Here is a 21,568-nt window from a genome sequence, read left to right on the forward strand (position 1 = left end):
TTGGGTTGCGTTTTCTCTCAACCCCTTCAGTGTCTCATGCTTCAGGTTGACGTTATAAAACTCGCTGATAACCTCCAGCATTCCTTCAAGCAAGACACCATGTGGGGTTTCAGGGTCTGTTGGTTCCGTTGCGGAAAGCACAACAATACCCTGCTTTTTTAGCAGGGCTTTGTATATAATATGATCTTCACGTCTGCGGCAGAAGCGGTCAAACTTGTGCACGAGAATCGCGTCGAACAGTTTGCCAGGCTTTTGAGCCAAAGCAATCATTCTTTGAAAAGCAGGGCGATCCGCCGTCTTCGCCGATTTTTGTCACCGCCGGGTTAAAATTGACCCAGGTTCGCCGGAATGAAAATGACCCACCCCTGTAGAATACCTCTCTCTGAAATTACCGACCAAAGTAGCTTCAGAGGGGAGACATATGCTAAGGAGTGGGACTGTGATCAGATTACACGAACTTCAAGTGAGCGGCAAGAGTATCCGCGAAATCACAAGGGAAACGGGTCATTCCCGTAATACCATACGAAAATACCTCCGCGCAGAAGGAATTCCGGAACCTCGTCCGCGTAAGAAGAGAGTCTCAAAACTCGATCCGTTCAAAGCCTTGCTGGATCTATACCTCGAAAAGGGAATTTTCAATTGTGAAGTGCTGCTGCGTCTCTTGAAAGAGCGAGGTTACACGGGGGGCATTACGATCATCAAGGACTATGTGAAGCCCCGTCGACCTCCAAAACAGGCACCTGCGGTGCAACGCTATGAGACAAAAGCCGGACACCAAGCCCAAGTGGACTGGAAGATTTGCGAGTACATCGATTTAAACGGTGAAGTGCGTAAAATCCCCGTTTTTACGATGGTGTTGGGTTACTCCCGAGCGATGTACATCGAATTTACAAAGCGCTGTGACATCCACAGTTTCTTACGCTGCTTGATGAACGGTTTGGAATACTTCGGCGGTGTTCCAAAGACCATGCTAACCGACCAAATGAAGACCGTTATTCTTGGCATGGGCGATGATCGAAAGCCGAGATGGCATCCGTTGTTTGAAGATTTTGCTGCGGCTATCGGCTTGATCCCCAAAGTTTGCCGCGTACGACGTCCCCAAACGAAAGGAAAGGTCGAGAGAAGCGTTCAGTTCATCGAGCAGAACTTCATGCCAGGGCGATCATTCACCGATCTTGGTGACCTAAATCGCCAAGCCAGACACTGGTGCGATGAGCAAAACCGTCGTATCCACGGTACAACTGGGGAAAGACCGATCGATCGCTTGGCACAAGAGAAGCTCGGTATGCTTCCGTCTCCGGAACGATGGGCAAAGTACCGGTTTGAACCGAGGAAAGTAAGCCGTGACGGATTTGTGAGCTACGACGGCGTTCGTTATGGCGTTCCATGGCGGTATAGCGGACGTGAAGTAAAGGTACGAGAGGTAAACAGATTCGTCGAAATATACTGCGAGAAGCAGCTCATCGCCCGGCACGAGAAGCAGTACCAATCCCGAAGGCTAGTGATGTGTGAGGACCAATACACGAATTTGAGTACAGCTCAGGGATATGCTTATCCAAAGCCGCAAGGCGTTCAGATTCCTGTACAAGACGTGGAAGTGCGTCCGTTGGACGTGTATGAACGTCTTGTGGAGGTGGGCGCATGATTGAGCTCGAACAAGCCCGCCAGCGTCTGGAGGAACTTGGTTTGGGTCAAGCCGCCCAATCGCTTGATGCCAAGCTGGAAGCTGCCAGCCGGAGCCAAAGCACGTATCTCTCTTTCCTCAATGATCTACTGGACGCTGAGATTCAGGATCGCCAGCGCCGAAATGTAGAGGTCCGCATGAAGCTGTCTCACCTCCCTTATCGGCGTACGCTCAACGAATTCGACTTCTCGTTTCAACCGGGGATTGATGAACGACTGATTCGTGAACTGGCTGCGCTGACGTTCGTTGGGAGGCAAGAAAACGTGTTGTTTCTCGGGCCTCCCGGCGTGGGGAAAACGCATTTAGCCGTTGCTATCGCTATGGAGGCCATTGGACAAGGATTGCCTGTGTATTTCGTCTCTCTCGCGCAGCTCGTGGGCGATTTACGAAAAGCTTATGAAGAGAATCGCCTGGACAAACGAATGAGGGTATATCTCAGGCCACGCATCCTCATCGTGGACGAGGTGGGCTACCTCCCCCTCGATCCGCTCGCTGCAAACCTGTTTTTTCAGTTGGTTTGTGCACGCTACGAGAAAGGAAGCATGATTCTGACTAGCAACAAGAGCTTTGGCGAATGGGGCGAACTCATGGGCGATCCCGTTCTTGCTACAGCTGTTCTCGACCGCTTATTGCATCACTCCCACGTCGTGAACATCCGGGGGAACAGCTACCGGCTCAAAGAAAAACTAAAAACCGGAATCTATTCGACACCAGGCGCACAGGTGGGTCAAAATTATACCGGCGCTCGTGGGTCAAATTAATTCCGGCGTTGACAATTTTGCTTCGTCTACGAATTCTTCAACGATATTCCATCCTTTTGCATCAGCGTAGGCCTTCAACGCCTCTCTCTGTGCCGGAATGGACAATTCACGGTTGGCTTGTTGTTCTGACGAAACTCTGAGATATGTTGCAACATTCATACTGACTACTCCTTTCCGGTATCCTTTCATCTGTGAATGTCAACCAAAATGTTGACCACAGTGCTCATCAAAAAATTGACCACCATGGCAAAAATCAATCCACCCGTCGGGTGGGTAACTTTTTCATGATCACGATCTTTGAATGCTCTGCTTAAAGCGATAGCTGTCTCCATTCATTGCAAAGATATGGGCACGATGGGTAAGCCGATCAACCAGGGCTGACGTCATTTGCTCATCTTTGAAAATCTGTGTCCATTCCGTAAATTCCAGATTACTGGTAATGATCATGCTTCCTTTCTCATAGCGGGCCGCACAAAATTGGAATAATAACTCCGCCCCGGTCCGACTCAGAGGGACAAACCCGACTTCATCCAAAATAATCAAATCTGTTTTCAACCATTGCCTCTCTAGCTGGAGGATTCGCTTTTGGGACTGAGCTTCCATAAGCTCGTTACATATTTTAGCGGCAGTCCAAAACTGAACGGAATAGCCATGATGGCAAGCTTCCTTCCCGAGTGCAATGGAGAGATGAGTTTTGCCAGTGCCAGAGTTTCCGATAAACATGATGTTCTCTGCCTTTTCGATGTACTCACAACGAGCCAGTTGAAGCAATTTGGGCTTATTGAGGGACGGAATCGCCGAGAATTCAAATTGATCGAGCGTTTTCATAGAAGGGAATTTGGCGTGCTTGATGCGACTCGCGATTTGGTTAGCATCCCTTTGCTGAACTTCTTGCTCTAGTAGGGCTAAGAGGAACTCCTCGTAGGGAATTTGCCGTTCAGCAGCATCATGGGCGATTTCCTTATAGACACGTTTAATCGCAGGTAAGCGAAGGCGTTTCGCGTAGGTTTCAAGCAGGAAACTCGTACTCAATGAACCACACTCCTTTTCTGTAACAAACGATTGTACTGGCTAAGATCTGGGGCCTTTACCTGAATACGTGGAACAGAGCTATCCTCCGCCAACGAGAGTTGGGGCAAACGGTGTTCCGGCAATGTTCGCTGAAACAATAATTGCCTTACGGCATCATACTGGAACATCCCTTTTTGGCAGGCCTCCCCCAGTGCTTCTTCGACGAGAGAAGTATCGAATTCACGGTGCAAAAGCAAGAGTCGAACGAACTCCTTCATCCCTCCTGGTCGGTTACGGCACTTGTCCAAGAACTTTTGGTAAATGGCGGGTAATCCTGCCTGATGCAATGGTCTAGCATAAAGAACTGCTCCTGGGCGAATAAGAAGTAAATCCAGATAATGATCGTATTGCAAAATCTCCTTTCCTTTTTCCAAGCACCGCTCATGCGTCGCAATCAGGCTTTTTCCGTGATACACCTCAATTTTTTCAGCAAATACTCGGCAAATAAGTTGGGTCGATGCATAGGAAACCGGGACGGAATAGGCATTTTTTTCAATGTGGATCATGGATAGCGTATTGCTTTTCACGGGTACAACACGGAAACAATCCAATGGCCGTGGAGGCAATGGAAGCATGATGGGCAACTCTTGAACAAATGCTTCTCCAACCGTTAGGGAAGACCGGGGAACGGTTGTATTCTCGTAAGAGATACATTTTTCGAGGAGGATTTGATTTAGCTCCTCCAGAGAAGAAACACTAGGAACAGGTGCAAAAAATTGCCTCTGGGCAAACTGTACGAGGTTTTCCACTTGGCCTTTTTGATGCCCTTTTCCCGGATCACAGAAATAGCTTTCAAACAGGTAGTGGGCACGTAGCTGAATAAATCGCTCTTGTTCCTCGCGATTTTTGCCTTCCAATACCTTCTTAACGGCTGTTGTCAGGTTGTCGTATGTGATGACTTGGGGAACAGCACCGAAAAATTCAAAAGCATCTACATGACCTTGGAGAAGAGCCTCTTGCTTCTGATGAGCAAATGTCTTGATGAAAATCTTTCTGCTGTATGTGCAACGCATACAAAAGACTTGAACCTTCACTTGTTTCCCTTGTAAATGAACCGTAACCTCACCCCAGTCAAATTGGGCAAATCGCCCTGGCGGGAAATCAAGAGGGACAAATGCTTTAGGAGGAGAAACCCGCAACTCTCTGACGTAGCGTCGTACAGTAGATTCACCGCCGGTGAATCCATGTTCGTCAACGAGTCTCTGGTAAATACGTTTGGCAGTATGACGCTGCTTCGGGGGAGCTTGTTCATCTTGATGCAGCCACTCCAAGATGATGGGCTTGACAGAATCAATGACTGGCTTTGGCTTCGGTTTTGAAAGCTGATACACAGGAATCTCAGAGGATTTCAAAGCCTTTCGTATCACTTGACGGGAATAGCCGGTCTCTCGAGAAATTTGGCGAATCGACTTTCCTAGCAGAATGTGTTGTTTCCTGATAAACTCGTAATTAGCCATCTGAAGCATTTCCTTTCCTCCTATATCTTGTGGTCCGACAACTTCAAGATACAGGAAAGAGGTGCTCAGGTGGTCAACTTTTTTATGAGCAATGTACCACTAGGTGGTCAATTATTAGATTAGCATTCACATTCATCTTTAATTTGGAAGAGATACGACAGACTGAACAAGCATATGTCTTCACCTCCTCTCTACTGCTCAACGCCTCTCACCGTTGATTGATTTATTCGCTGTAAATAAAAAAGCACTCATCACACTAAAATGTGTGACAAGTGCATTAGATAGTATCATTTAGTACTCAGATCATCTCTATTAAGTGTTCATACTTTGGTCTACATCAAAGAGCGATTTAACCTTAGAGCCTCAAGGATTTTACTGCTCTCGGTCGTGTATACACCTATTGTAAGACAATCAATGTACTACTCTGTTGATGCCCTTGTACTGGTTGTTTGTACAAATGAATAGCGTTTACCTCCTCCTCGTTAACTCCGAGATTCCAAAGGATCGGCAAATAAACCCTAGCCATGTTATCGATGTCCATACCCGCAACCTTTCCACCGATGAACGTCATATTCACCTGAAGGGGGCCGCCAACTCCTGAAAGTTGCATTCCATCGTTCTGTAGGGTCTCCGCCACGTCTTTTTGCAAATCCCAATTGTATGGCTCTCAACGTGTGTCATTGTCGAAGTCGATTAAAAGCGGCTCTTCCTTCGGGACAATATAAATAGGAACATCAGAAAAACTAACCACAGGTGAACCTGTATTCGCACTCAATGGATAAATCCTAACTGACAGATTATCCAAAGGTTGCGTAGAACGACTTTGAACATTTTGGGGCCCGGCGTTTGTGATGCAACATTCATAAATACTGCGGTCATTCCCGATAATCTCTTTGTTGACTCCATCAACAACCGATTTCATTACTTCGATTAATGGCAACTCCTTCTTCGGCCTTCTGGAAACAACATCAATTTCAACACGATACCTTTCAGCAGGAAGCGGGGGAAGCATACCCATCCTCTTCAATTCCGCACGTAACAGCATTGCGACCTTTGCCTGAAAATCCATCATTTGAATGGATTGTAGAATCCCTTCTTCCTTTGTTGAATCGTATTCAATCGACTGAGAATGAGGCTCCCCCAAAATCTCTATTGTAGATGATCCATCATGAAGAAACTCAACTATTTCGGTTGCCACCTTTACTTTCAACTTCCTCCATGTTGTCGTCATATTTCCATATACCCCTTTTTAGATTTCATAACATCGGTTTCGACTTGATGAAGAATTAAATGGGTCGGGCGTAACACAATTCGTTCAACGACTTTTGCATTTGAATTCGGTTGATATGTTCCTACATCACCCGTGTATATCCCTTCCTCAAACCAACACCTAACTGGTATAAATAAACCATCCTTTATCAAAGAAATAACCGTTCTCGATATCACTGTGGTTGAACCTTTTAACGCATAACAGAAGCCTGGATTAAGATCAACTTTACCTTGCTGATCGATTTGCACGATTCTCGGATCGATTCCCCCGTAAAATTCAAGCCAACAATATGCGTACAGTAGCAAAAGTGTTTTTAACTTAGTGATTGTCCACTGACGTTTGGCAAGGGTTGTGTCAGCCAGCATTTTTTCTGTTAACACTGTTTTTGGCACCATAATGTAGCCTTTGTTATGTGCTTTTAACTCCTCAAAATCAAAGTTCAGTTCATGACAAGAGTAGTATTTTTGTTGAACGTGGTGGTAATCTGGAGCGACAAGAATAGTGGAGCGGAACCACTGCTGTTTTCCACTAACACGTTTAATAAAACCTTCTCGCTCGAGCCAGGCTAATGCATTCTGAACCTTCCTTGAATACTTCGGTCTATGTGCAGTTGGTAAGTTATACTTCAGATCCTTGTGAATTGTATCAATGCATCGATTAGTCTTTTTGGATGTGTAGTCAAAATGTTTACACAAATATAGATAGATCACAAAAGCGTCACGGTCTTTAAAATCACCGTACACCTCGCTTAATATCTGTCTTTGAAAAGGGAACCACGATGGAGAAAGAATGAACTTATTCCTCGCACCGGTGTTTCTGAAATAGCTCTGAAAGTTAGGTATCTGCACAGCAACTTCCTCCAATCAATTCCTATACTTTAATTTAAACAGAACAGACTCACCATGACCACATCAGGCCTACTAGTCGTGATGGGAATGGGAGCCAGTTACCTTATAACGACTCCCATACCACCAATTCTTCTTATACCCACCCCTTTTCTTTGAAACTAAGATACTCTGAACCTGTCATATGAAGAATATCCAAAATCGATATGCCACACACATCCCCGGCCTCAGTAATTGTTTTAGCCACTGAGATTTGCTCAGTAGTAGGATTAAGGTCGCCCTCCTTTAGGATGTGTACCAGTATCCCTGAAGCGGCGTTCCGCAATATTAGTTCGCGGAAGATAAATCGCTGGCAAGTGGGGATGTCGGCCATCACTTTCTCATCAATAGTAGTTAGGCTCAGGACATGATTCTTAGTCGTTAATGCCAGCAGTACCGCTTGTCCATCGCCGACCATCTCAAACTTTTCCTTGCAATACTGGTAGGCATCTCTAGGCATGCGGATAACGAACCTATCCTGCCTGCCGGGGTTAGAAAGTAAATGTGCAAGTTTCAGGGTAGCATGAAGCTGTTTTCCTTCCGCAGATGAACTGACTATTTCAGATAAATCCTCTTGAGATAGCCCTTTAAGTTGATTCGGGTGATCAAAGTGATGTAACAATGCTTGAATCGTCAACAAGTCGCTCTCCCGTAGTATATGGGAGCTTACTAGGTTTTTGATGAGTTTCGCCATGCTTTCCGCCTCCTGACTAGATTTACATAAATCCCTGCTCAGCTAAAGAGCAGTACGAATTCATGCCGCAAACAATCGAATCGAGAACTTCCACGCCAATGATTTCTCCTACTTTCTTGAGAGTATTGCTTATGGTTATATCTTCCCTTGATGGAGTAGGATCACCTGAAGGATGGTTGTGCACGAATATTGCCTTCTCTACTTGTGAATGCTTTAACAATGGAAGGAAGGTCTGTCTCGGCGTAACTATTGCCGCATCGATGCTTCCTACGCTGACTACCTTCCAGAATAAAATCCGATTCCGCTTGTCTAAACCGACAACAACAAAGTGTTCTTGAGGTAAATAAATCATCTCAGCCTTGAGAAAGTCGTAAATTTCCTTGGCCGAACGAACAACATGCGGACGAGATATTTCAGTGCAGAGAGTTCGAGCACTAGCTAAAGCGGCCATAATTTTTCTCGCCTTAACTACACCGATGCGAGGAAGGGCTCTCAAATCCTCTTCTGTGGCCTGAAGCAAATCATAGAGTGTTGGAAAGCTGGTCAGTAAAGTGCGAATGGTGTGGCTGTCAGGCTTTTCCCGCAAAATCTGTGCGAAGATATCGGCCAGAGCAGGCTTGTTGTCATATCTATCAGTCACCGTAAATTACCTCCGTGAAATGAAAATAAGGAGGGCGGTGAACCCTCCTTGTGTTGGTGAAGTCAAATCCTGTACAATACAATCAGCTAAGTTGTTTGGTGTGATCCTTCAAGGTCGCACCTCTTTTTGTTTCTCTAAATGCTCCAGCTTCATTTCAACGAGCACCAGCTTGACAAGTATCCGTGCATAAAGCCGCCCCCAAGCGGGACGCAACTTCTTGACACTTCTCAGATGTTTCAGTGCCGCCAGTAACCACTGCCTCTTTTCATATAGATCAACGTGTCTCTTCATCAGCCTCACCTCCCACCAAGGACATAAAAATAGCCCTCCTGCCATTAATCAGTGCAGAAGAGCCGCTCAGTTCCGATGTCTTCTCTTTTTCACATACCGCTGTAACTGCTTTGGATAATGCTTTTCAAAGTAGCAAATGATGAATCTGGTTGCATCATCCCTCTCCATCTTCCAGAAGCGGATCAGGTATGCGTGCAAGACGTGACCGGCCATTCGAATGTCTCCGTTCTGAGCCAACCGATTTAACAACACTACAAGGTCATCAGACAGATTCATTTTGTTCTGTTGCATGTGTTACAGCTCCTTTCTTGTTGGTTTCGAGTTCAATCGACCGCAGGATGTCGATCATATCCAATTTAACTTGCAGGGTTTTAAGCTCCTCCCGAACCTGTTGTAGGCTGAACATGTTTCTTGGGTGGTTCATGTCAGAGTTTCTCAGCAACCGTTCCCTGACAAGCAGATCGGCCAGTTTCAACTCCATCCTTTTCATCAAATCCCTCATGGTCATCTCACCTCCTTTCATTGTCCCGGGCTCTTACAACCGGTCGTTTTCGCAACGCCAAAAAACCCGCTTTGATTCAAGCAGGCACCATTACATAAATCCTTGTTACAAATGAACGGCGTGATTAAGAATGCCGGCGGACGGCAACTCTCAGCTCGTAATTCATGTGCCAACCATCCATCTTCAAATCTCTGGCGATACTTTCATAATCGATGTAGTAAACGAGTGAGGAAGGAACGGAACCAAAGCAACCTTCATCGATCATTTCTGCCGCGACATCACATAAGTTGTCCACGTCAAAATACACACTGTAGTCGCCGCTCTCCAACAGCCGCACAACCTCTTCCACGTTGTCCACGCATTCACAAAGAGCGATAACAACCCTGCTGTCGTATCGAGCCAAAACGGCAGCGGCTTCATTGATCGCAAACACATCGTCATACTCGTTGATGGAGAATGGTGCTTCGTAATCATGAATGGCGTATTCCTCATCTTCGCCCAGAATCTGCTTTAGCCGTTCCTCTAACTCTTCACTTCTTAGCGGCAGTGTTAGCCACTTGCCAACCAATTTACCTTCGTTGTACTTCGCCAGATTGGCAACGTAAATTCTAACCTCCATACAGACTCCCTCCGATTTACCGAATTTTGTTCACCAAAAAAAGTCACGACAATAACCACACTGATTCTTTCATTCAAAACAACACTGCCTGATCATCCAGATTCACCTCCTCTCAGTGTGGGAAGCCTCTCAGCTTCCCTGTTCGCTGTCACGCTCAGCAGAGCGACAAAAACAAAAAGGACTGCGATCTACCAATGAATCAATAGATCACAGTCCATATAGAACCCGGTGGGGCATGAAACGGCAGGCCCCCTCCTTCAAAAAATACGGTATGGTGCCGAGAGAAAATGTCTGCATTTTTTGCTTATATAGGGCCGGGATTGTTTATCTGTTTTTAGCCTGATCGACGGTATTTATAAAGTCAATTGCGACCCGGTGAATGAATTTGACTTCACTAACATTTCGGTCATGCAATAACGCTTGGAGTGATTCAATGACCAAACGCTTTTCAATGAGTTCATTGTCGGTATCGGCGTGCTTGAAGGTAAAAATCTCGACCGGCAAGATCCCTAATGCGTTAATAATCTTCTCTAGTGTCTCTAGTGATATGTTTCGTTCACCACGTTCAATGTCGGAGAGATACGAATATTGAAAACCACATTGATTAGCTAATGCCTCCTGTGTGAGTCCCTTCGATTTTCTGATGTACCGTATTTGCTCCCCGACAAGTTTCAAAAAATCTGACACGCCTATCACCTCTACCACTAGAGTAGAGATTTGATCAGAAACATATTATCTTATCAAAACATAAATTTTACTTTATTTCTTACCGATAAAGTTAATATAATGGACTTGTATCTGTGAATTTTTGGTTTTCTTAATGTTGCATGGAAGTGGCTTTGGAGGTGACTGTCAGTTGCGGATAAATCATAACGCTACAGCACTGACTTCATTAAATAAACTTCAAAGGAACAATAAAAGTACTGCCATTTCAATTGAAAAACTATCCTCGGGACTCCGCATAAACAAAGCGGCAGATGACGCCGCAGGCCTGTCCATTTCACAAAGAATGAGGGCCAGGATCAGAGGTTTGGAACAGGCTGAGCGTAATATCCAGGACGGCATTTCTCTTGTACAAACGGCCGAATCGGGCCTCGCCGAGATACAGAATCCGAATCTTCAGAGATTACGAGAGCTTGCCTTGCAGGCAGCCAACGGCACTTTGTCTTCGGACGACAGACTACGAATTCAGGAAGAAATCGATCAAATCAAGAACACCATCAATGACATCGCAAACAACACCCACTTCAACGGGATTCACTTGCTCAACGTGTCAGATACTCCATCATCGGGACTTACCGTTGTCAATTTGGCCAATGCGGTCAGCATCACCATCTTTGAGCAATCCGGCATCAACACCATATACGAAGAGACTTTTTCCATCGCCGATCTGGTGAATGGCGTCTACTGGTCTACTCCGGCCCCGCCTCCACAGTCGAGTGAGCCTTATCATTTTTCTGTTGATCTCGGTACCAACACCTTTAAGACACGAGCGGAAACATGGGGATTTGGCAACAATATCACCGCGGTCAGGGTAAACGGACTCACTGGATATCTTGAGACAGAGGTTTACGCAACGAAACTCGTTTCCTACTCCGGTACTCCCTATGTCGGAGTGCCTCCAGAGAATATTCTGGGCAATGACCTGTCCGATTCGCCCAACTTCTCGGATGGAGGCGGCGTATGGACAGAAATCGTTGTTCAATTTGAAGCAACGATAGACCCCAACTCCACCACTCTGCCCAACCAATCCGGAGACGTGATCATACAGGTTGGTCCTGATGCCGGTGATACATACAAGATCAAGTTAACGGATGCCCGCACAACAGCACTTGGCATCGATGATATTGCGGTTGATCCGCCCGAGAAAGCGGTAGAAGCGATTGGAAAGATTGACGAGGCAATCAATAAAGTGTCCGCTGAACGGTCAAAGTTTGGTTCGTATCAAAACACATTGGAGCACATTCATAACAACGCATCAAACTACAGGGTCAATCTTGCGGCGGCGGAATCGAGAATTACAGATGCGGACATGGCCAAGGAAATGATGGAACTTACGAAGAGCCAAATTCTATCACAAGCATCGCAGGCCATGCTGGCACAAGCAATCTATACCCCAGAAACAGTCATAACCCTGCTTCGATAGTTTACCAAGAAAGGACGGGCTTTCTCTTGCAACAATTTGTGAGAACCATCAATACCTCCGACGCATTCAAGATGAAGCTGGAGCAACTGGAACGAGAGTACAGGATCAAACTGGAGAGCATCAACAACGATATCCGGTTAAAAGAGCAGGAACTGGATCGTTACCGAAGTGTGGGCATCGGAGGAGAATTGGGCGGAGGCTTTTTGCTCCTGCTTAGCTGGGTCGGATTCATCATCGGGTCATTAGCCACCTTAATCGGAATCATATTGGCTTCCGAAGAGTCCAGAAGTGATGTTTTAGCGGTTGGTATGATTATGTGCGTAGTAGGTATATTTTGTATAATCCTTGGTGCTATCTTTCGTGTCAAGGGGCTTTCCATTCGCAGAACTGCACAGGAGAAGCAGAAGGAAGCGGCAAAGCACTGTGAAGCGATTGAATCTGAACTTGTCAAACTGCGTGAGGAATTGAAACACTTGGAGGATTACTTCCAAGCTGAAATGTCCCACCAACGTCAGCTATACGAACGCCATATGCTCAATCAGCAAGAACTGATCGAACAGGAAGTATCGGCGATTCAACAGCATTCGGTATCTGCGACAGACTCGAAAGAATGCCCGAAATGTGCCGAGCTTGTGAAGGCAAGGGCAAAGATTTGCCGTTTTTGCGGCCATGAATTCAATGAATAAAGAACTGTCGCTGAGGGAGTTACTGTAACTCCCGTCATTTGTTTGATGACCAGTTCTGGAGGGATTCGATGGAGTCACATTACTTCTGTAATAAATGCAACCAATATCACGAGATCGAAAGCCGTGTTGGAATGAAACATCTGCCTTACAACCTTTCCAAAAATGATCTGACTACCTTTATCAATGTTGCTACGACCATCCCAACATACGAAGTTGTAACCAAGGGAATCCCGCATGTCTTTGAAGGGACACATGATTTCGTCCGGGAAAATAGCGGAACTGCTTCAGCAAAAGTTCCCGAACATGGAAGCCTACAAGACGGTTGGCGGCATGAGGGATTGGCTGGTTGATCGTTTGAACGGGAATCATCAATCTGCGGCTAATGCGTTGAACCGCCTTCAAGGGGATATCGCGGGCGAAGTAGACTTCGTTCGTCAAATGCAAGGCGATCTGCGAAGTCTGTTCTCGAAAACGGATTTTGTGCGGAATGTCGATGGCAGAGTTACCAGTAACAATCCCGGCATTGATGTCGTGGAGTTTAATCGTCTGACCGGTGAAGTCATTAATAACTATCAGGTCAAGACATTACGTTCGGCGGATACCATCGACCAGACATTGAAAGAGTTTCTGCACAACGACCATTACCGCCCCGACATTACACTTGTCGGCCCCCAAGAATTGATCGACCGGGCCAAGGAGATGGGATTGCCGAATCCGACAAAGGTGATGGGCACTCTCGACAGCAACGCGGCTTCGGCGGAAGCGTTGAAAGAGAAGATATTGAACGGGGATTTGTCTTTAGGATTTACTCCCGTTGATGTGACGGAAAAACTTCTCGGAAGTGCGGCCATTGGAGCGGCAATCTCCGTTACGGTATCAGGACTCGTCCAGTGCATTCAGTACAAAAACGGGCGAATCTCATGGGAGCAACTGAAGGAGCGGCTGGGGAAAGACGCGTTGAAAGGGAGCATCGCCGGAGGTGCTTTGGCCGGTTTGACGCTGTTTATTCCAGGCGGACTGATTGGACACGGCATTGGATTTGTGACCGGATTTACGCTTCGCAGATTGCTTGACAACGCCTTTGGAGAAGGCACTTTCGGAGAAGTTTTGAAGACAGCAAATGCGGTGAAAGCCAATGTAGAGTTGTTGCATCATGGATCGGTCTACATAGCAAAGCTGTCTGAGGTAAACGCCTATGTTCTGGAGCGGGCGGTCTCCATCATCAACGATATGGAAGAAGATCGATGGAAAGCGGATGAGATTTACACAAAACTGGAGCGACAACATGGTACCATGATGCAAATCGATTACAGCCAGTACGCCGAAGAGATTTTGGATCGGTGCGACGAAATGCAGCTTCGTTTGTTAGGAGGTAATAAATGAGCACCATACACCCCCACTCTGCTTCCATCCGTCAACCGCAAGTATCCGCAACCGTCGAAACGGAAGCTCCTGAGCACTCAACAGGAACGAATCCGATCCGTATTGAGTACATGAAACGTAGGGAAGCCTTCTATAAAGCGAGCAAGGCATTGGATGTAGCATTCAAAACCAAGAACCGTGAATATATTGACCAGAAGTGGGCAGATTTCCAGAAAGCAGAAAGTGAATTAGGTGCAATGGAACGTGATATGAGTATTCGCCATCACATCGCTGATTTTTTTCAAAAAACACCTGCTGTTGTATCTAAACCTGAACGTAGTGCAGTGAAGGACGTACAACCGTCTCTCCCAACTCAACAGCAGGTGAGTGCGGTGGTCAACCAGAACCCACGGTTAATTGATCAATCGCAGGTTCGGTCTATCGTACGAGATTCTTTGAACCAATTACTCTCCATTGAACATCGGATCGACAAGATGGAGAATCAAGGACTCCTTGGACGTTTATGGGGCGGTGTTACCGGTGCAAATCAACGGGAGATGCTGGCTTTGATGCGTGACCTGACATACGCCCAGCAGACGACGATTAAGTTAGTACTGACACTTGCAATGCAACACGCTCAAAATGTTGAGGTGATAAACGAGATCCTTGATGAACTGGACAAGGCCAAAGGTGTGCATACCCGCACAGCCTCGCACATCCAGCTTCTTTATGATCAAGTTGTACTTATCAAGGAAATGCAGAACAAGCAACCAACATCAAACTGCTAATGCAGGGCATTTTATTAGGAGGAATCTTTGCCGCAATCGTGATTGGTGTAGTTGCGTACCTCTTTTTGAAACTTTTTTAGTATACGAATCATTTCCATGTACCAAATCCTCGAAAAATTGGATATATGAAATGAGAAGGCGTCCGGCATATAGAGGATTATCGCCGGAACGCCTTATCTTTATGCGTTTTTTCAAGATTAATGCGGCCGATGTGAGGTACAGACTGGGAAAAAAACCAATTATCCAATACTACGCCCAATTATTATGTCATGGCATGCGACAATAGTTTGGGCTTTCACAGTTATGCTGATTCCGTTGCCTCAAACAAATTCATCTGTTCAGGTTCATCGAGAACTTTCTGGACTATTGTTTCATCCGTAAGTCCTTTGTATCTTGTATTCAATTCATTCTTTAATTTAAAAAGTCGTTGTTGAGCGGTTCTCACCAACTGACTATAGGTGATGACCTCAATCCTTCCCTTTTCAGGGTCACCAACCTTACGAATACGGCTGTTACCAATACGACTATCGAAACGATGACCTACAACATATGCGTTTATATACGGATCGCCGTCTAATAAGCCGCAATTCAACAAATCGTCGACATAATTGTTTGCCTGAGTTAATTCGTCGCGTCCTATTGTAGACTTGCCCTTTTTTAACTCAATGAGCAAAATTCTTCTCATCGTGACCACATTGCTGTGATCAGAGAATTCCTCGGAGCAAACAGCACTTATACTTGAATCGCCAACTACAACAATGTCAGGTCGATTACGTGAATTAACGAACGAATCTTTACTCGGTTTCTTACCAAAAAGCTGGTGGACAGCGTTAGTAAGAGATACGTTTGACGTATACAATGGCGAATCGAACTCTGGGCCAAATAACCATCTTGCTTGAATTACAAGCGGATGAAGTGTGTTAAGTTCATCAATGTTTGGATCGCTCGAAAATCGTTCCAATGCTTCAATAACAAGTAATCGTTTATCAATTTCGTCTAGAACAGCTAAAGCATCCTTCACTGTCCAATCTTCCAGCAATCTGTTAAGCCCTTCCACATCTTCCTCTGATAAGCATGATATTTTTTGTAACAAACTCACTCCACTTCTGGTCTTTTCAAGTTGAATAACCGCTTTGACTGCCGCAGATAAAAAATCTTGTTGAATCGTAGGGTGTGTGTTAGTTAATTCTTCGATAAAGTTTGATACCTCAACTTTTCCTAATGCCGGTAATTTAGAGAGCTCTGCACGGTGTTCAGAAAGCACAGATCTCTTTGTTTCCACTATCCTGTCCCTCATGATTCGACGGTAAATGGTTTCAATATAGCTTGATATCGCTTTGTAAACATTGTCCATCAAAGCAGATTTTTTAAATGCTGACCAATCCGGGAGTACTTCATTATACAAATCGTCTGATTTAGCAACAATGGTATGTCTCCTCGCGAAGGCCGTTCTTCCGTCAGCTAAAGTAAACTCACCGAGATACCAACTTGGTTCTCCCACTAACCTATTCCCAACCCAGAAGGCAACACCATGTTGCTTCATATTCTTTGACATCTTTGTTGAATCAATAACAAACAGTTCAAGAGTAACTCTGTCATTTATTTGTATATGAGTATGCTCGATTAAGCCTCTGTGCTGGGTTAAATCAATATATTTCCCATTAACGATAACTTGAAATTGTGGATTATGTAAAAACCTTGCAGACAATATCTCCCTGATTTCTTCTATGTTAGGCAAGTTTCTTTCTACTTTAGCCATCAACCTCGTGCCATGAGATTCACACGGAAAAGTTTCTTCACTGATTAAGGTGAATGGGTCTTTTCCGCTATCAACAGATACAATAAAGTTTGCTCCGATCCCATCTCTACAAGTTTGAACAGTATACCGATTTGCAAAACATAACATCCCGTGCCTTCCAACGCCGTTTCTGCCGTATGCTTTTCGGAACGTGTCAACTCGGCCTGGTGGAAACTCCACCTGTTCCCCTTGATACTTTAAACGATTGTAGCCTAACGTCATCCATCGTTTACGGAACATCTCGGGTGTTAAACCTGTGCCGTCATCTTCCACTATGATTTCTCCAAATAACTCTGTAGGTATGGTTATTTCAACTCTTGAGGCCCCTGCATCCCAAGCGTTAGCAACTAATTCGGTTAATGCAATATCAGGTTGTGTGGCTAGAGAGCCAAGCGTCCGAATTAAATAATCTTCTTCAAAAAAAGATCCTTGGAGATATTGGTCATGCATAGGAATCCCCTTTCCTCACCTTAGATAACATTTACTTCGATACATACCTTCCAACACCTTCCACCAGAAGCAAGACATTTTAAGTAACAATCTAACAATCTCAACTTCATCTACGGGGAATAAATCGATGTAAGTAAAAAATCAGTTATGTACCTCTCTTATATAAGTTGCGGTAGTCAATGTACATCATGAGAGACTGTCTCGCTATTCATAACCAGCATGTCCAACAACCCCAGATGTCCCAACGATTTGAAACCTCCACGAACCCCACAAAACTCCCCTAAAAACGCAAAAAGAGCACCTCATGCGGTACTCTCTCTCATGATATTGGTGGAGGCGGGGGGATTCGAACCCCCGTCCGAAAACAGCGATACATAAGCATCTCCGAGCGCAGTCACTCATTTACATTTCGGCGACGGATTCGCGGAGTGACGCGCTGACCCGTAACCTAGCCTGATTGATCTTCTTCCTTTGGCCCCAGGCGGAGACCTCCGGCGTATCCCACTAAAGTTGAGCGCTAGTCATGCCACATGGGCGATGGAATGGTAGCGCCTCACTGGTTATTAAGCAGCGAGAGAAAGTTGTTTGTTGCCAGTTAATGGCGTTTGCGTTGATGACGAGGTCCGCAACCCCCCGGCTCGCTTCTTATGCTCTACCATCCCCGTCGAATCCAGAACGCCCCCAGGATGGAAAAGATCGCGCCGCCGATTAGGCAAGCGACGATGGTTGTCAAAAAGGCAATGAGAGCCTTCTGTTACGAATTACTTTACAGCTTGGAAACGATTCGTTTTACCGTCAGAAGCTCATTGTCTAACAGCAAGAGCCTCGCTTTGCCAAGCTTTGCCGAGATAAAAAAAGCCCAGGCGAAAACGGTAACGGTTCCACACCCAGACGTTTGATTTGGCATCACTCATTGCTCTCTTACTATAGCATATGATCGATACCGTTCTCAACGCCATATTGGTGGCAGCCTTGGCAGTGTGCGCCAGCTTGGCTGGCTTACATGAGACACAGCCAGTGTTGCATCGGCCTTTCAGGCAAGAGCCGCGTTCCTATGGCCCGACCCGCTGCAGTATAAACCCAGACGGTCCTCCCGCTGCCCCGCAATACTGCCTGCCTTACCAGCTTCCTACACCTTCTGCCGCTCCCGCAGCGCACGCTCCACTTCACGCGCAGCATCCTTCTTCTTCAAATCCTCGCGCTTGTCGTAGTTCTTCTTCCCTTTGACCAGCGCCAGCTCTACCTTGGCCCAGCCGCCCTTGAGGTAAATGCTGAGCGGCACGAGCGAATAGCCGCGTTCCCGGGTGAGGCTGTTCAGCTTGAGGATTTCCAGACGGTGCAGCAGCAGCTTGCGCGTCCGCTCCGGCTCGTGGTTGAAGCGGTTGCCCTGGTCGTACGGGCTGATGTGCACGTTGTACAACAGCAGCTCGCCATTTTGGATGCGGGCAAAGCTGTCCTTGAGCTGTATGCGTCCGGCCCTCACGGATTTGATCTCCGTCCCCGTCAGGGCGATGCCTGCTTCGTAGACTTCCTCGATATGGTAGTCGTGGCGCGCTTTGCGGTTTTGAGCCAGCGTTTTAACACCTGTTTTCGGTTTTGACATGGAGATCACCTCGCTTGGTACCGGATGAAAAAATATGGTATCTGTTAGTATAGCAAAAAACACTTAATACAGCAATACCCATTCCTTCTGACTGCTGCTTTGAGTGGCTTTAAGAGATTCGAGCGGTTTTGAGCGATTTTCAGCCATTGAGCAGTTTTGAGCCTTTGAGTGCTTTTAACTGCTTTTAACTGCTTTTAACGGTTTGACCTCTTTTAACTGCTTTTAATTGCTTTTAACTTCTTTAAACTGCTGCTAACTGCTTTCAAGTATTTCGAGTTACTTCTACAGCCCAGCAAACAAAGAAACAGCGGTGCTTTACCGCCGTTTCCTCTTCGCCTGGCCTGCTATATTTTTACGCTTCTTTTTCTTGGAACGGACAAAGTCCTCCCAGAATGCTTTTTCACGCGGAGCGCCTTGCTCTCCTTCGGCACCTCCCAGCGGGACAACCTCGCCAGCCCCTTCCAGGTCTGCCTGCGGATTTGCGTTTTGCCGATAGGTCTTTTGCCCGCGCTCCTTGAGCTTCTTGCGGAAAGCAGCCGGGTGCAGCTCTCGCTTCGTTTCCGTCTTTTGCTTTGCAGAGCGCTCCTGCTTTGATTTTCTGCCCGCACGCTGTCCGCCTCTGCCGTCGATGACCTTGGGTCCGCGCTCGCGGCCGCGGAAGCCGCCCGACTTTTTCATCCCGACGATTTCAAAGTCGATGGCGCGCTCGTCGACGTTGACGTTGGAGACCCGTACCTGCACCACGTCGCCGATGCGGAACTGCTTGCCTGTCCGCTCACCGATGAGCGCGTACGCTTTTTCGTGGTAATGGTAGTAGTCGTCGGTCAAAAAGCTGACGTGGACCAAGCCCTCGATGGTATTGGGCAGCTCGACGAATATCCCGAACGAAGTGACGCCCGAAATGACGCCCTCGAACTCCTCGCCGACACGCTCCAGCATGTATTCCGCCTTTTTCAGGTCGTCCGTCTCGCGCTCGGCATCCACAGCCAGACGCTCGCGCTGCGACGAATGCTCGGCGATGAGCGGCATTTGCTCCTGCCAATGCGCCAGCCGCTTCTCGGACAGATCTCCTTCCAGCGACTCGCGGATTCTGCGGTGGACAATGAGGTCCGGATAGCGGCGGATCGGGGACGTGAAGTGCGTGTAAAAGTCCGTCGCAAGGCCGTAGTGGCCCAAGCTTTCCGCGTCGTAGCGCGCTTGCTTCATCGAGCGCAGCATAACCGTACTGATGATGACCTCTTCCGGCGTCCCTTTCACTTCCTCCAAAAGCTGCTGCAGCGCACGCGGATGGACCGTATTGCCCTTTCCGCGAACGGAGTAGCCAAAGTTGGTGATGAACTCCATAAAGGCCTGCAGCTTCTCTTCTTTCGGATCTTCGTGAACCCGGTAAATAAACGGCTGCTTCAGCCAGTGAAAATGCTCGGCTACCGTTTCGTTGGCTGCCAGCATGAATTCCTCGATGATGCTCTCCGCGATGGAGCGCACCCGGAACCCGATGTCTGTCGGGGTGCCCTCTTCGTTGACGTAAATTTTGGCCTCTCGGAAATCGAAGTCGATCGCGCCACGAGCCATTCGCTTCGCCCGGAGCTTGCGGGCGAGCTCTTCCATCTTGCGGAACATCGGGACGAGCTCCTCGTATTTGGCGATGAGCTCCTCATCATTGTCCTCGAGAATTTTGCGGATATCCGAGTAGGTCATCCGTTCGTTGGTGCGGATCACGCTCAGGAAAATGTCGTATTTGACGACGTTGGCCCCGGCGTCCATCTCCATGTCGCAGCTGATCGTCAAGCGGTCGACCTTTGGATTCAGGCTGCAAATGCCGTTGGACAAGCGATGGGGCAGCATGGGAATGACCCGGTCTACGAGGTAGACGCTCGTGCCGCGGCGATACGCTTCCTGATCGAGCGCCGAATTTTCCCGGACGTAGTAGCTGACGTCGGCGATATGGACGCCGAGCCGGTAGTTGCCATTGGGCAAAACCTCTACGGAAACAGCGTCGTCCAGGTCCTTGGCATCCGCTCCGTCGATGGTGACCATCATGCGGTCGCGCAGATCGCGTCTTCCCTTGATCTCCTCTTCGGAAATTTGGTCCGGAGCCGCTTCCGCTTCGGCGATGACATCCGCCGGGAAAGCCTCTGGCAGTCCAAACTTGCGAATGATGGACAGAATGTCTACGCCCGGATCGTTTTTATGGCCCAGAATCTCGACTACTTCACCCTCGGGATTGACGCGCCCCTCCGGGTAACGGACGATTTTCACCACAACCTTGTGGCCGTCCACTGCTCCGTTGTACGCCTCTTTCGGAATAAAAATATCCTTCCCGATCCGCTTTTCGTCCGGGATGACAAAGGCGTAATGGTTCTCATCCTGAAACGTCCCCACTACTTCGGTGATGCCCCGCTCCACCACGCGGATAATCCTGCCCTCCGCGCGGTTGCCCCCGCTTATTTTTTCCATTCGCACCAGGACGGTGTCCCCGTGCAGGGCGCCATTCATGTCGTTGGCGTGGACATAAATATCGTCCTGATCTGGCGTTTCGGTTATGACAAACCCAAAACCTTTGGGATGATTTTGCAGTTTCCCCCGGATCAGATTCATTTTTTCAGGCACGCCGTAACGATTGGTCCTCGTCCGGATGATCTCCCCGCTATCCTCCAACTGGTTCAGTGTTTTGACCAGTTCTTTGAAGTCGTCGGAATCCGTGATCCCGAAAGCGGCCTCCAGCTCTGCCACCGTCATCGGGTGGTACGCCTGCTCCCTCATGAACGCGAGTATATCTTGTTCTTTCATATTTACCCTCCTCTGCCGCGAATACGTGTCTCGCCAGCTCTCTTACTATGTAGTATTCGCCGCTCGCGCTCA

The 21,568-nt window shown here is 47.3% G+C and carries 22 protein-coding genes, 1 other RNA gene and 1 pseudogene; 7 read left to right on the forward strand and 17 right to left on the reverse strand.

The window, feature by feature from the left end; genetic code table 11:
* Positions 1-9: 9 nt before the first annotated feature.
* Positions 10-297 (reverse strand): annotated as a pseudogene (locus tag NSQ24_RS22980) (recombinase family protein); the annotation flags it as partial.
* A gap of 124 nt (positions 298-421) precedes the next feature.
* Between NSQ24_RS22980 and istA (NSQ24_RS22985) the strand changes: the two are divergent.
* Both istA (NSQ24_RS22985) and istB (NSQ24_RS22990) read left to right on the forward strand, forming a co-directional pair.
* Positions 422-1,645, forward strand: coding sequence for an IS21 family transposase (istA, locus tag NSQ24_RS22985; RefSeq protein WP_024982953.1), 1,224 nt, complete (start codon positions 422-424; stop codon positions 1,643-1,645).
* Complete coding sequence (gene istB / locus NSQ24_RS22990; RefSeq protein ID WP_024982952.1) at positions 1,642-2,445, forward strand: IS21-like element helper ATPase IstB; 804 nt, start codon at positions 1,642-1,644, stop codon at positions 2,443-2,445. The genes istA (NSQ24_RS22985) and istB (NSQ24_RS22990) overlap by 4 nt, the downstream gene beginning before the upstream one ends.
* Here istB (NSQ24_RS22990) and NSQ24_RS22995 read toward each other — a convergent pair.
* From NSQ24_RS22995 to NSQ24_RS23050, 12 genes are all read right to left on the reverse strand, one after another.
* Positions 2,437-2,604: a recombinase family protein gene (locus NSQ24_RS22995; RefSeq protein ID WP_339166681.1), complete on the reverse strand. Its 168-nt coding sequence runs from the start codon at positions 2,602-2,604 to the stop codon at positions 2,437-2,439. The two genes, istB (NSQ24_RS22990) and NSQ24_RS22995, sit on opposite strands and share 9 nt — an antisense overlap.
* A gap of 129 nt (positions 2,605-2,733) precedes the next feature.
* Positions 2,734-3,477 carry an IS21-like element helper ATPase IstB gene (istB, locus tag NSQ24_RS23000; RefSeq protein ID WP_025846873.1) on the reverse strand — a complete coding sequence of 248 codons (744 nt, stop codon included), beginning with the start codon at positions 3,475-3,477 and terminating at the stop codon, positions 2,734-2,736.
* Positions 3,474-4,982 carry an IS21 family transposase gene (gene istA / locus NSQ24_RS23005; RefSeq protein WP_339166683.1) on the reverse strand — a complete coding sequence of 503 codons (1,509 nt, stop codon included), beginning with the start codon at positions 4,980-4,982 and terminating at the stop codon, positions 3,474-3,476. The genes istB (NSQ24_RS23000) and istA (NSQ24_RS23005) overlap by 4 nt, the downstream gene beginning before the upstream one ends.
* A 658-nt stretch (positions 4,983-5,640) precedes the next feature.
* Positions 5,641-6,204 carry a hypothetical protein gene (locus NSQ24_RS23010; protein ID WP_339166685.1) on the reverse strand — a complete coding sequence of 188 codons (564 nt, stop codon included), beginning with the start codon at positions 6,202-6,204 and terminating at the stop codon, positions 5,641-5,643.
* Positions 6,201-7,091: a hypothetical protein gene (locus NSQ24_RS23015; RefSeq protein ID WP_339166687.1), complete on the reverse strand. Its 891-nt coding sequence runs from the start codon at positions 7,089-7,091 to the stop codon at positions 6,201-6,203. Before NSQ24_RS23015 ends, NSQ24_RS23010 begins: the two co-directional genes overlap by 4 nt.
* A gap of 133 nt (positions 7,092-7,224) precedes the next feature.
* Positions 7,225-7,821, reverse strand: a complete 597-nt coding sequence (locus NSQ24_RS23020; protein ID WP_003392950.1) for a JAB domain-containing protein — start codon at positions 7,819-7,821, stop codon at positions 7,225-7,227.
* 22 nt (positions 7,822-7,843) lie between these two features.
* Positions 7,844-8,461 (reverse strand): JAB domain-containing protein, encoded by a 618-nt coding sequence (locus tag NSQ24_RS23025; protein WP_003392952.1) that lies wholly within the window; start codon positions 8,459-8,461, stop codon positions 7,844-7,846.
* 108 nt (positions 8,462-8,569) lie between these two features.
* Positions 8,570-8,752 carry a hypothetical protein gene (locus NSQ24_RS23030; RefSeq protein WP_003392953.1) on the reverse strand — a complete coding sequence of 61 codons (183 nt, stop codon included), beginning with the start codon at positions 8,750-8,752 and terminating at the stop codon, positions 8,570-8,572.
* Positions 8,753-8,818: 66 nt separating this feature from the next.
* Positions 8,819-9,043, reverse strand: a complete 225-nt coding sequence (locus NSQ24_RS23035; RefSeq protein WP_003392956.1) for a hypothetical protein — start codon at positions 9,041-9,043, stop codon at positions 8,819-8,821.
* The gene (locus NSQ24_RS23040) at positions 9,015-9,254 is read right to left on the reverse strand and encodes a hypothetical protein (RefSeq protein ID WP_003392957.1); all 240 of its coding nucleotides are present in this window, start codon (positions 9,252-9,254) and stop codon (positions 9,015-9,017) included. Before NSQ24_RS23040 ends, NSQ24_RS23035 begins: the two co-directional genes overlap by 29 nt.
* A 124-nt stretch (positions 9,255-9,378) precedes the next feature.
* Complete coding sequence (locus NSQ24_RS23045; RefSeq protein ID WP_003392958.1) at positions 9,379-9,873, reverse strand: antirestriction protein ArdA; 495 nt, start codon at positions 9,871-9,873, stop codon at positions 9,379-9,381.
* 324 nt (positions 9,874-10,197) lie between these two features.
* Entirely contained in the window at positions 10,198-10,560 is a 363-nt protein-coding gene (locus NSQ24_RS23050) for a helix-turn-helix transcriptional regulator (protein WP_003392962.1), read from the reverse strand.
* A 133-nt stretch (positions 10,561-10,693) separates the two neighbouring features.
* On the opposite strand from NSQ24_RS23050, the gene NSQ24_RS23055 reads away from it, so the two are divergent.
* The 4 genes from NSQ24_RS23055 (at position 10,694) to NSQ24_RS23070 (ending at position 14,855) form a co-directional block, all read left to right on the forward strand.
* Positions 10,694-12,019, forward strand: a complete 1,326-nt coding sequence (locus NSQ24_RS23055; protein ID WP_198291593.1) for a flagellin — start codon at positions 10,694-10,696, stop codon at positions 12,017-12,019.
* Positions 12,020-12,045: 26 nt separating this feature from the next.
* Positions 12,046-12,705, forward strand: a complete 660-nt coding sequence (locus NSQ24_RS23060) for a zinc ribbon domain-containing protein (RefSeq protein WP_003392964.1) — start codon at positions 12,046-12,048, stop codon at positions 12,703-12,705.
* Positions 12,706-12,939: 234 nt separating this feature from the next.
* Entirely contained in the window at positions 12,940-14,088 is a 1,149-nt protein-coding gene (locus tag NSQ24_RS23065; RefSeq protein ID WP_003392965.1) for a hypothetical protein, read from the forward strand.
* On the forward strand, positions 14,085-14,855 hold the full coding sequence (locus NSQ24_RS23070) for a hypothetical protein (RefSeq protein WP_003392968.1): 771 nt from the start codon (positions 14,085-14,087) through the stop codon (positions 14,853-14,855). The genes NSQ24_RS23065 and NSQ24_RS23070 overlap by 4 nt, the downstream gene beginning before the upstream one ends.
* A gap of 301 nt (positions 14,856-15,156) precedes the next feature.
* On the opposite strand, the gene NSQ24_RS23075 is transcribed toward NSQ24_RS23070, so the two are convergent.
* Both NSQ24_RS23075 and ssrA read right to left on the reverse strand, forming a co-directional pair.
* Positions 15,157-17,103, reverse strand: a complete 1,947-nt coding sequence (locus NSQ24_RS23075; protein WP_339166692.1) for an ATP-binding protein — start codon at positions 17,101-17,103, stop codon at positions 15,157-15,159.
* A gap of 328 nt (positions 17,104-17,431) precedes the next feature.
* Positions 17,432-17,786, reverse strand: a transfer-messenger RNA (tmRNA) gene (gene ssrA / locus NSQ24_RS23080).
* Positions 17,787-17,789: 3 nt separating this feature from the next.
* Here ssrA and NSQ24_RS23085 point away from each other — a divergent pair.
* The gene (locus NSQ24_RS23085) at positions 17,790-18,002 is read left to right on the forward strand and encodes a hypothetical protein (protein ID WP_081787845.1); all 213 of its coding nucleotides are present in this window, start codon (positions 17,790-17,792) and stop codon (positions 18,000-18,002) included.
* Between the two features lie 230 nt (positions 18,003-18,232).
* Here the strand turns inward: NSQ24_RS23085 and smpB are convergent, their stop codons facing one another.
* Positions 18,233-18,706, reverse strand: a complete 474-nt coding sequence (smpB, locus tag NSQ24_RS23090) for an SsrA-binding protein SmpB (protein ID WP_003392607.1) — start codon at positions 18,704-18,706, stop codon at positions 18,233-18,235.
* 315 nt (positions 18,707-19,021) lie between these two features.
* Entirely contained in the window at positions 19,022-21,496 is a 2,475-nt protein-coding gene (gene rnr / locus NSQ24_RS23095) for a ribonuclease R (protein WP_024984600.1), read from the reverse strand.
* Positions 21,497-21,568: the final 72 nt, after the last annotated feature.

This window comes from Brevibacillus sp. FSL L8-0520 (assembly GCF_037963895.1).
GTDB lineage: Bacteria > Bacillota > Bacilli > Brevibacillales > Brevibacillaceae > Brevibacillus > Brevibacillus borstelensis.

Excerpts from the sequence above, each read along its gene's own strand:
- NSQ24_RS23070 (WP_003392968.1), top strand. The coding sequence starts at position 14,085 with ATGAGCACCATACACCCCCACTCTGCTTCCATCCGTCAACCGCAAGTA.
- NSQ24_RS23085 (WP_081787845.1), top strand. The coding sequence starts at position 17,790 with ATGGAAAAGATCGCGCCGCCGATTAGGCAAGCGACGATGGTTGTCAAA.
- smpB (WP_003392607.1), bottom strand. The coding sequence starts at position 18,706 with ATGTCAAAACCGAAAACAGGTGTTAAAACGCTGGCTCAAAACCGCAAA.
- istB (WP_024982952.1), top strand. The coding sequence starts at position 1,642 with ATGATTGAGCTCGAACAAGCCCGCCAGCGTCTGGAGGAACTTGGTTTG.
- NSQ24_RS23010 (WP_339166685.1), bottom strand. The coding sequence starts at position 6,204 with ATGACGACAACATGGAGGAAGTTGAAAGTAAAGGTGGCAACCGAAATA.
- NSQ24_RS23055 (WP_198291593.1), top strand. The coding sequence starts at position 10,694 with ATGTTGCATGGAAGTGGCTTTGGAGGTGACTGTCAGTTGCGGATAAAT.
- NSQ24_RS23035 (WP_003392956.1), bottom strand. The coding sequence starts at position 9,043 with ATGCAACAGAACAAAATGAATCTGTCTGATGACCTTGTAGTGTTGTTA.
- rnr (WP_024984600.1), bottom strand. The coding sequence starts at position 21,496 with ATGAAAGAACAAGATATACTCGCGTTCATGAGGGAGCAGGCGTACCAC.
- NSQ24_RS23020 (WP_003392950.1), bottom strand. The coding sequence starts at position 7,821 with ATGGCGAAACTCATCAAAAACCTAGTAAGCTCCCATATACTACGGGAG.
- NSQ24_RS23045 (WP_003392958.1), bottom strand. The coding sequence starts at position 9,873 with ATGGAGGTTAGAATTTACGTTGCCAATCTGGCGAAGTACAACGAAGGT.
- istA (WP_024982953.1), top strand. The coding sequence starts at position 422 with ATGCTAAGGAGTGGGACTGTGATCAGATTACACGAACTTCAAGTGAGC.
- NSQ24_RS22995 (WP_339166681.1), bottom strand. The coding sequence starts at position 2,604 with ATGAATGTTGCAACATATCTCAGAGTTTCGTCAGAACAACAAGCCAAC.
- istA (WP_339166683.1), bottom strand. The coding sequence starts at position 4,982 with ATGCTTCAGATGGCTAATTACGAGTTTATCAGGAAACAACACATTCTG.
- NSQ24_RS23030 (WP_003392953.1), bottom strand. The coding sequence starts at position 8,752 with ATGAAGAGACACGTTGATCTATATGAAAAGAGGCAGTGGTTACTGGCG.
- NSQ24_RS23065 (WP_003392965.1), top strand. The coding sequence starts at position 12,940 with ATGTCTTTGAAGGGACACATGATTTCGTCCGGGAAAATAGCGGAACTG.
- NSQ24_RS23040 (WP_003392957.1), bottom strand. The coding sequence starts at position 9,254 with ATGAGGGATTTGATGAAAAGGATGGAGTTGAAACTGGCCGATCTGCTT.
- NSQ24_RS23075 (WP_339166692.1), bottom strand. The coding sequence starts at position 17,103 with ATGCATGACCAATATCTCCAAGGATCTTTTTTTGAAGAAGATTATTTA.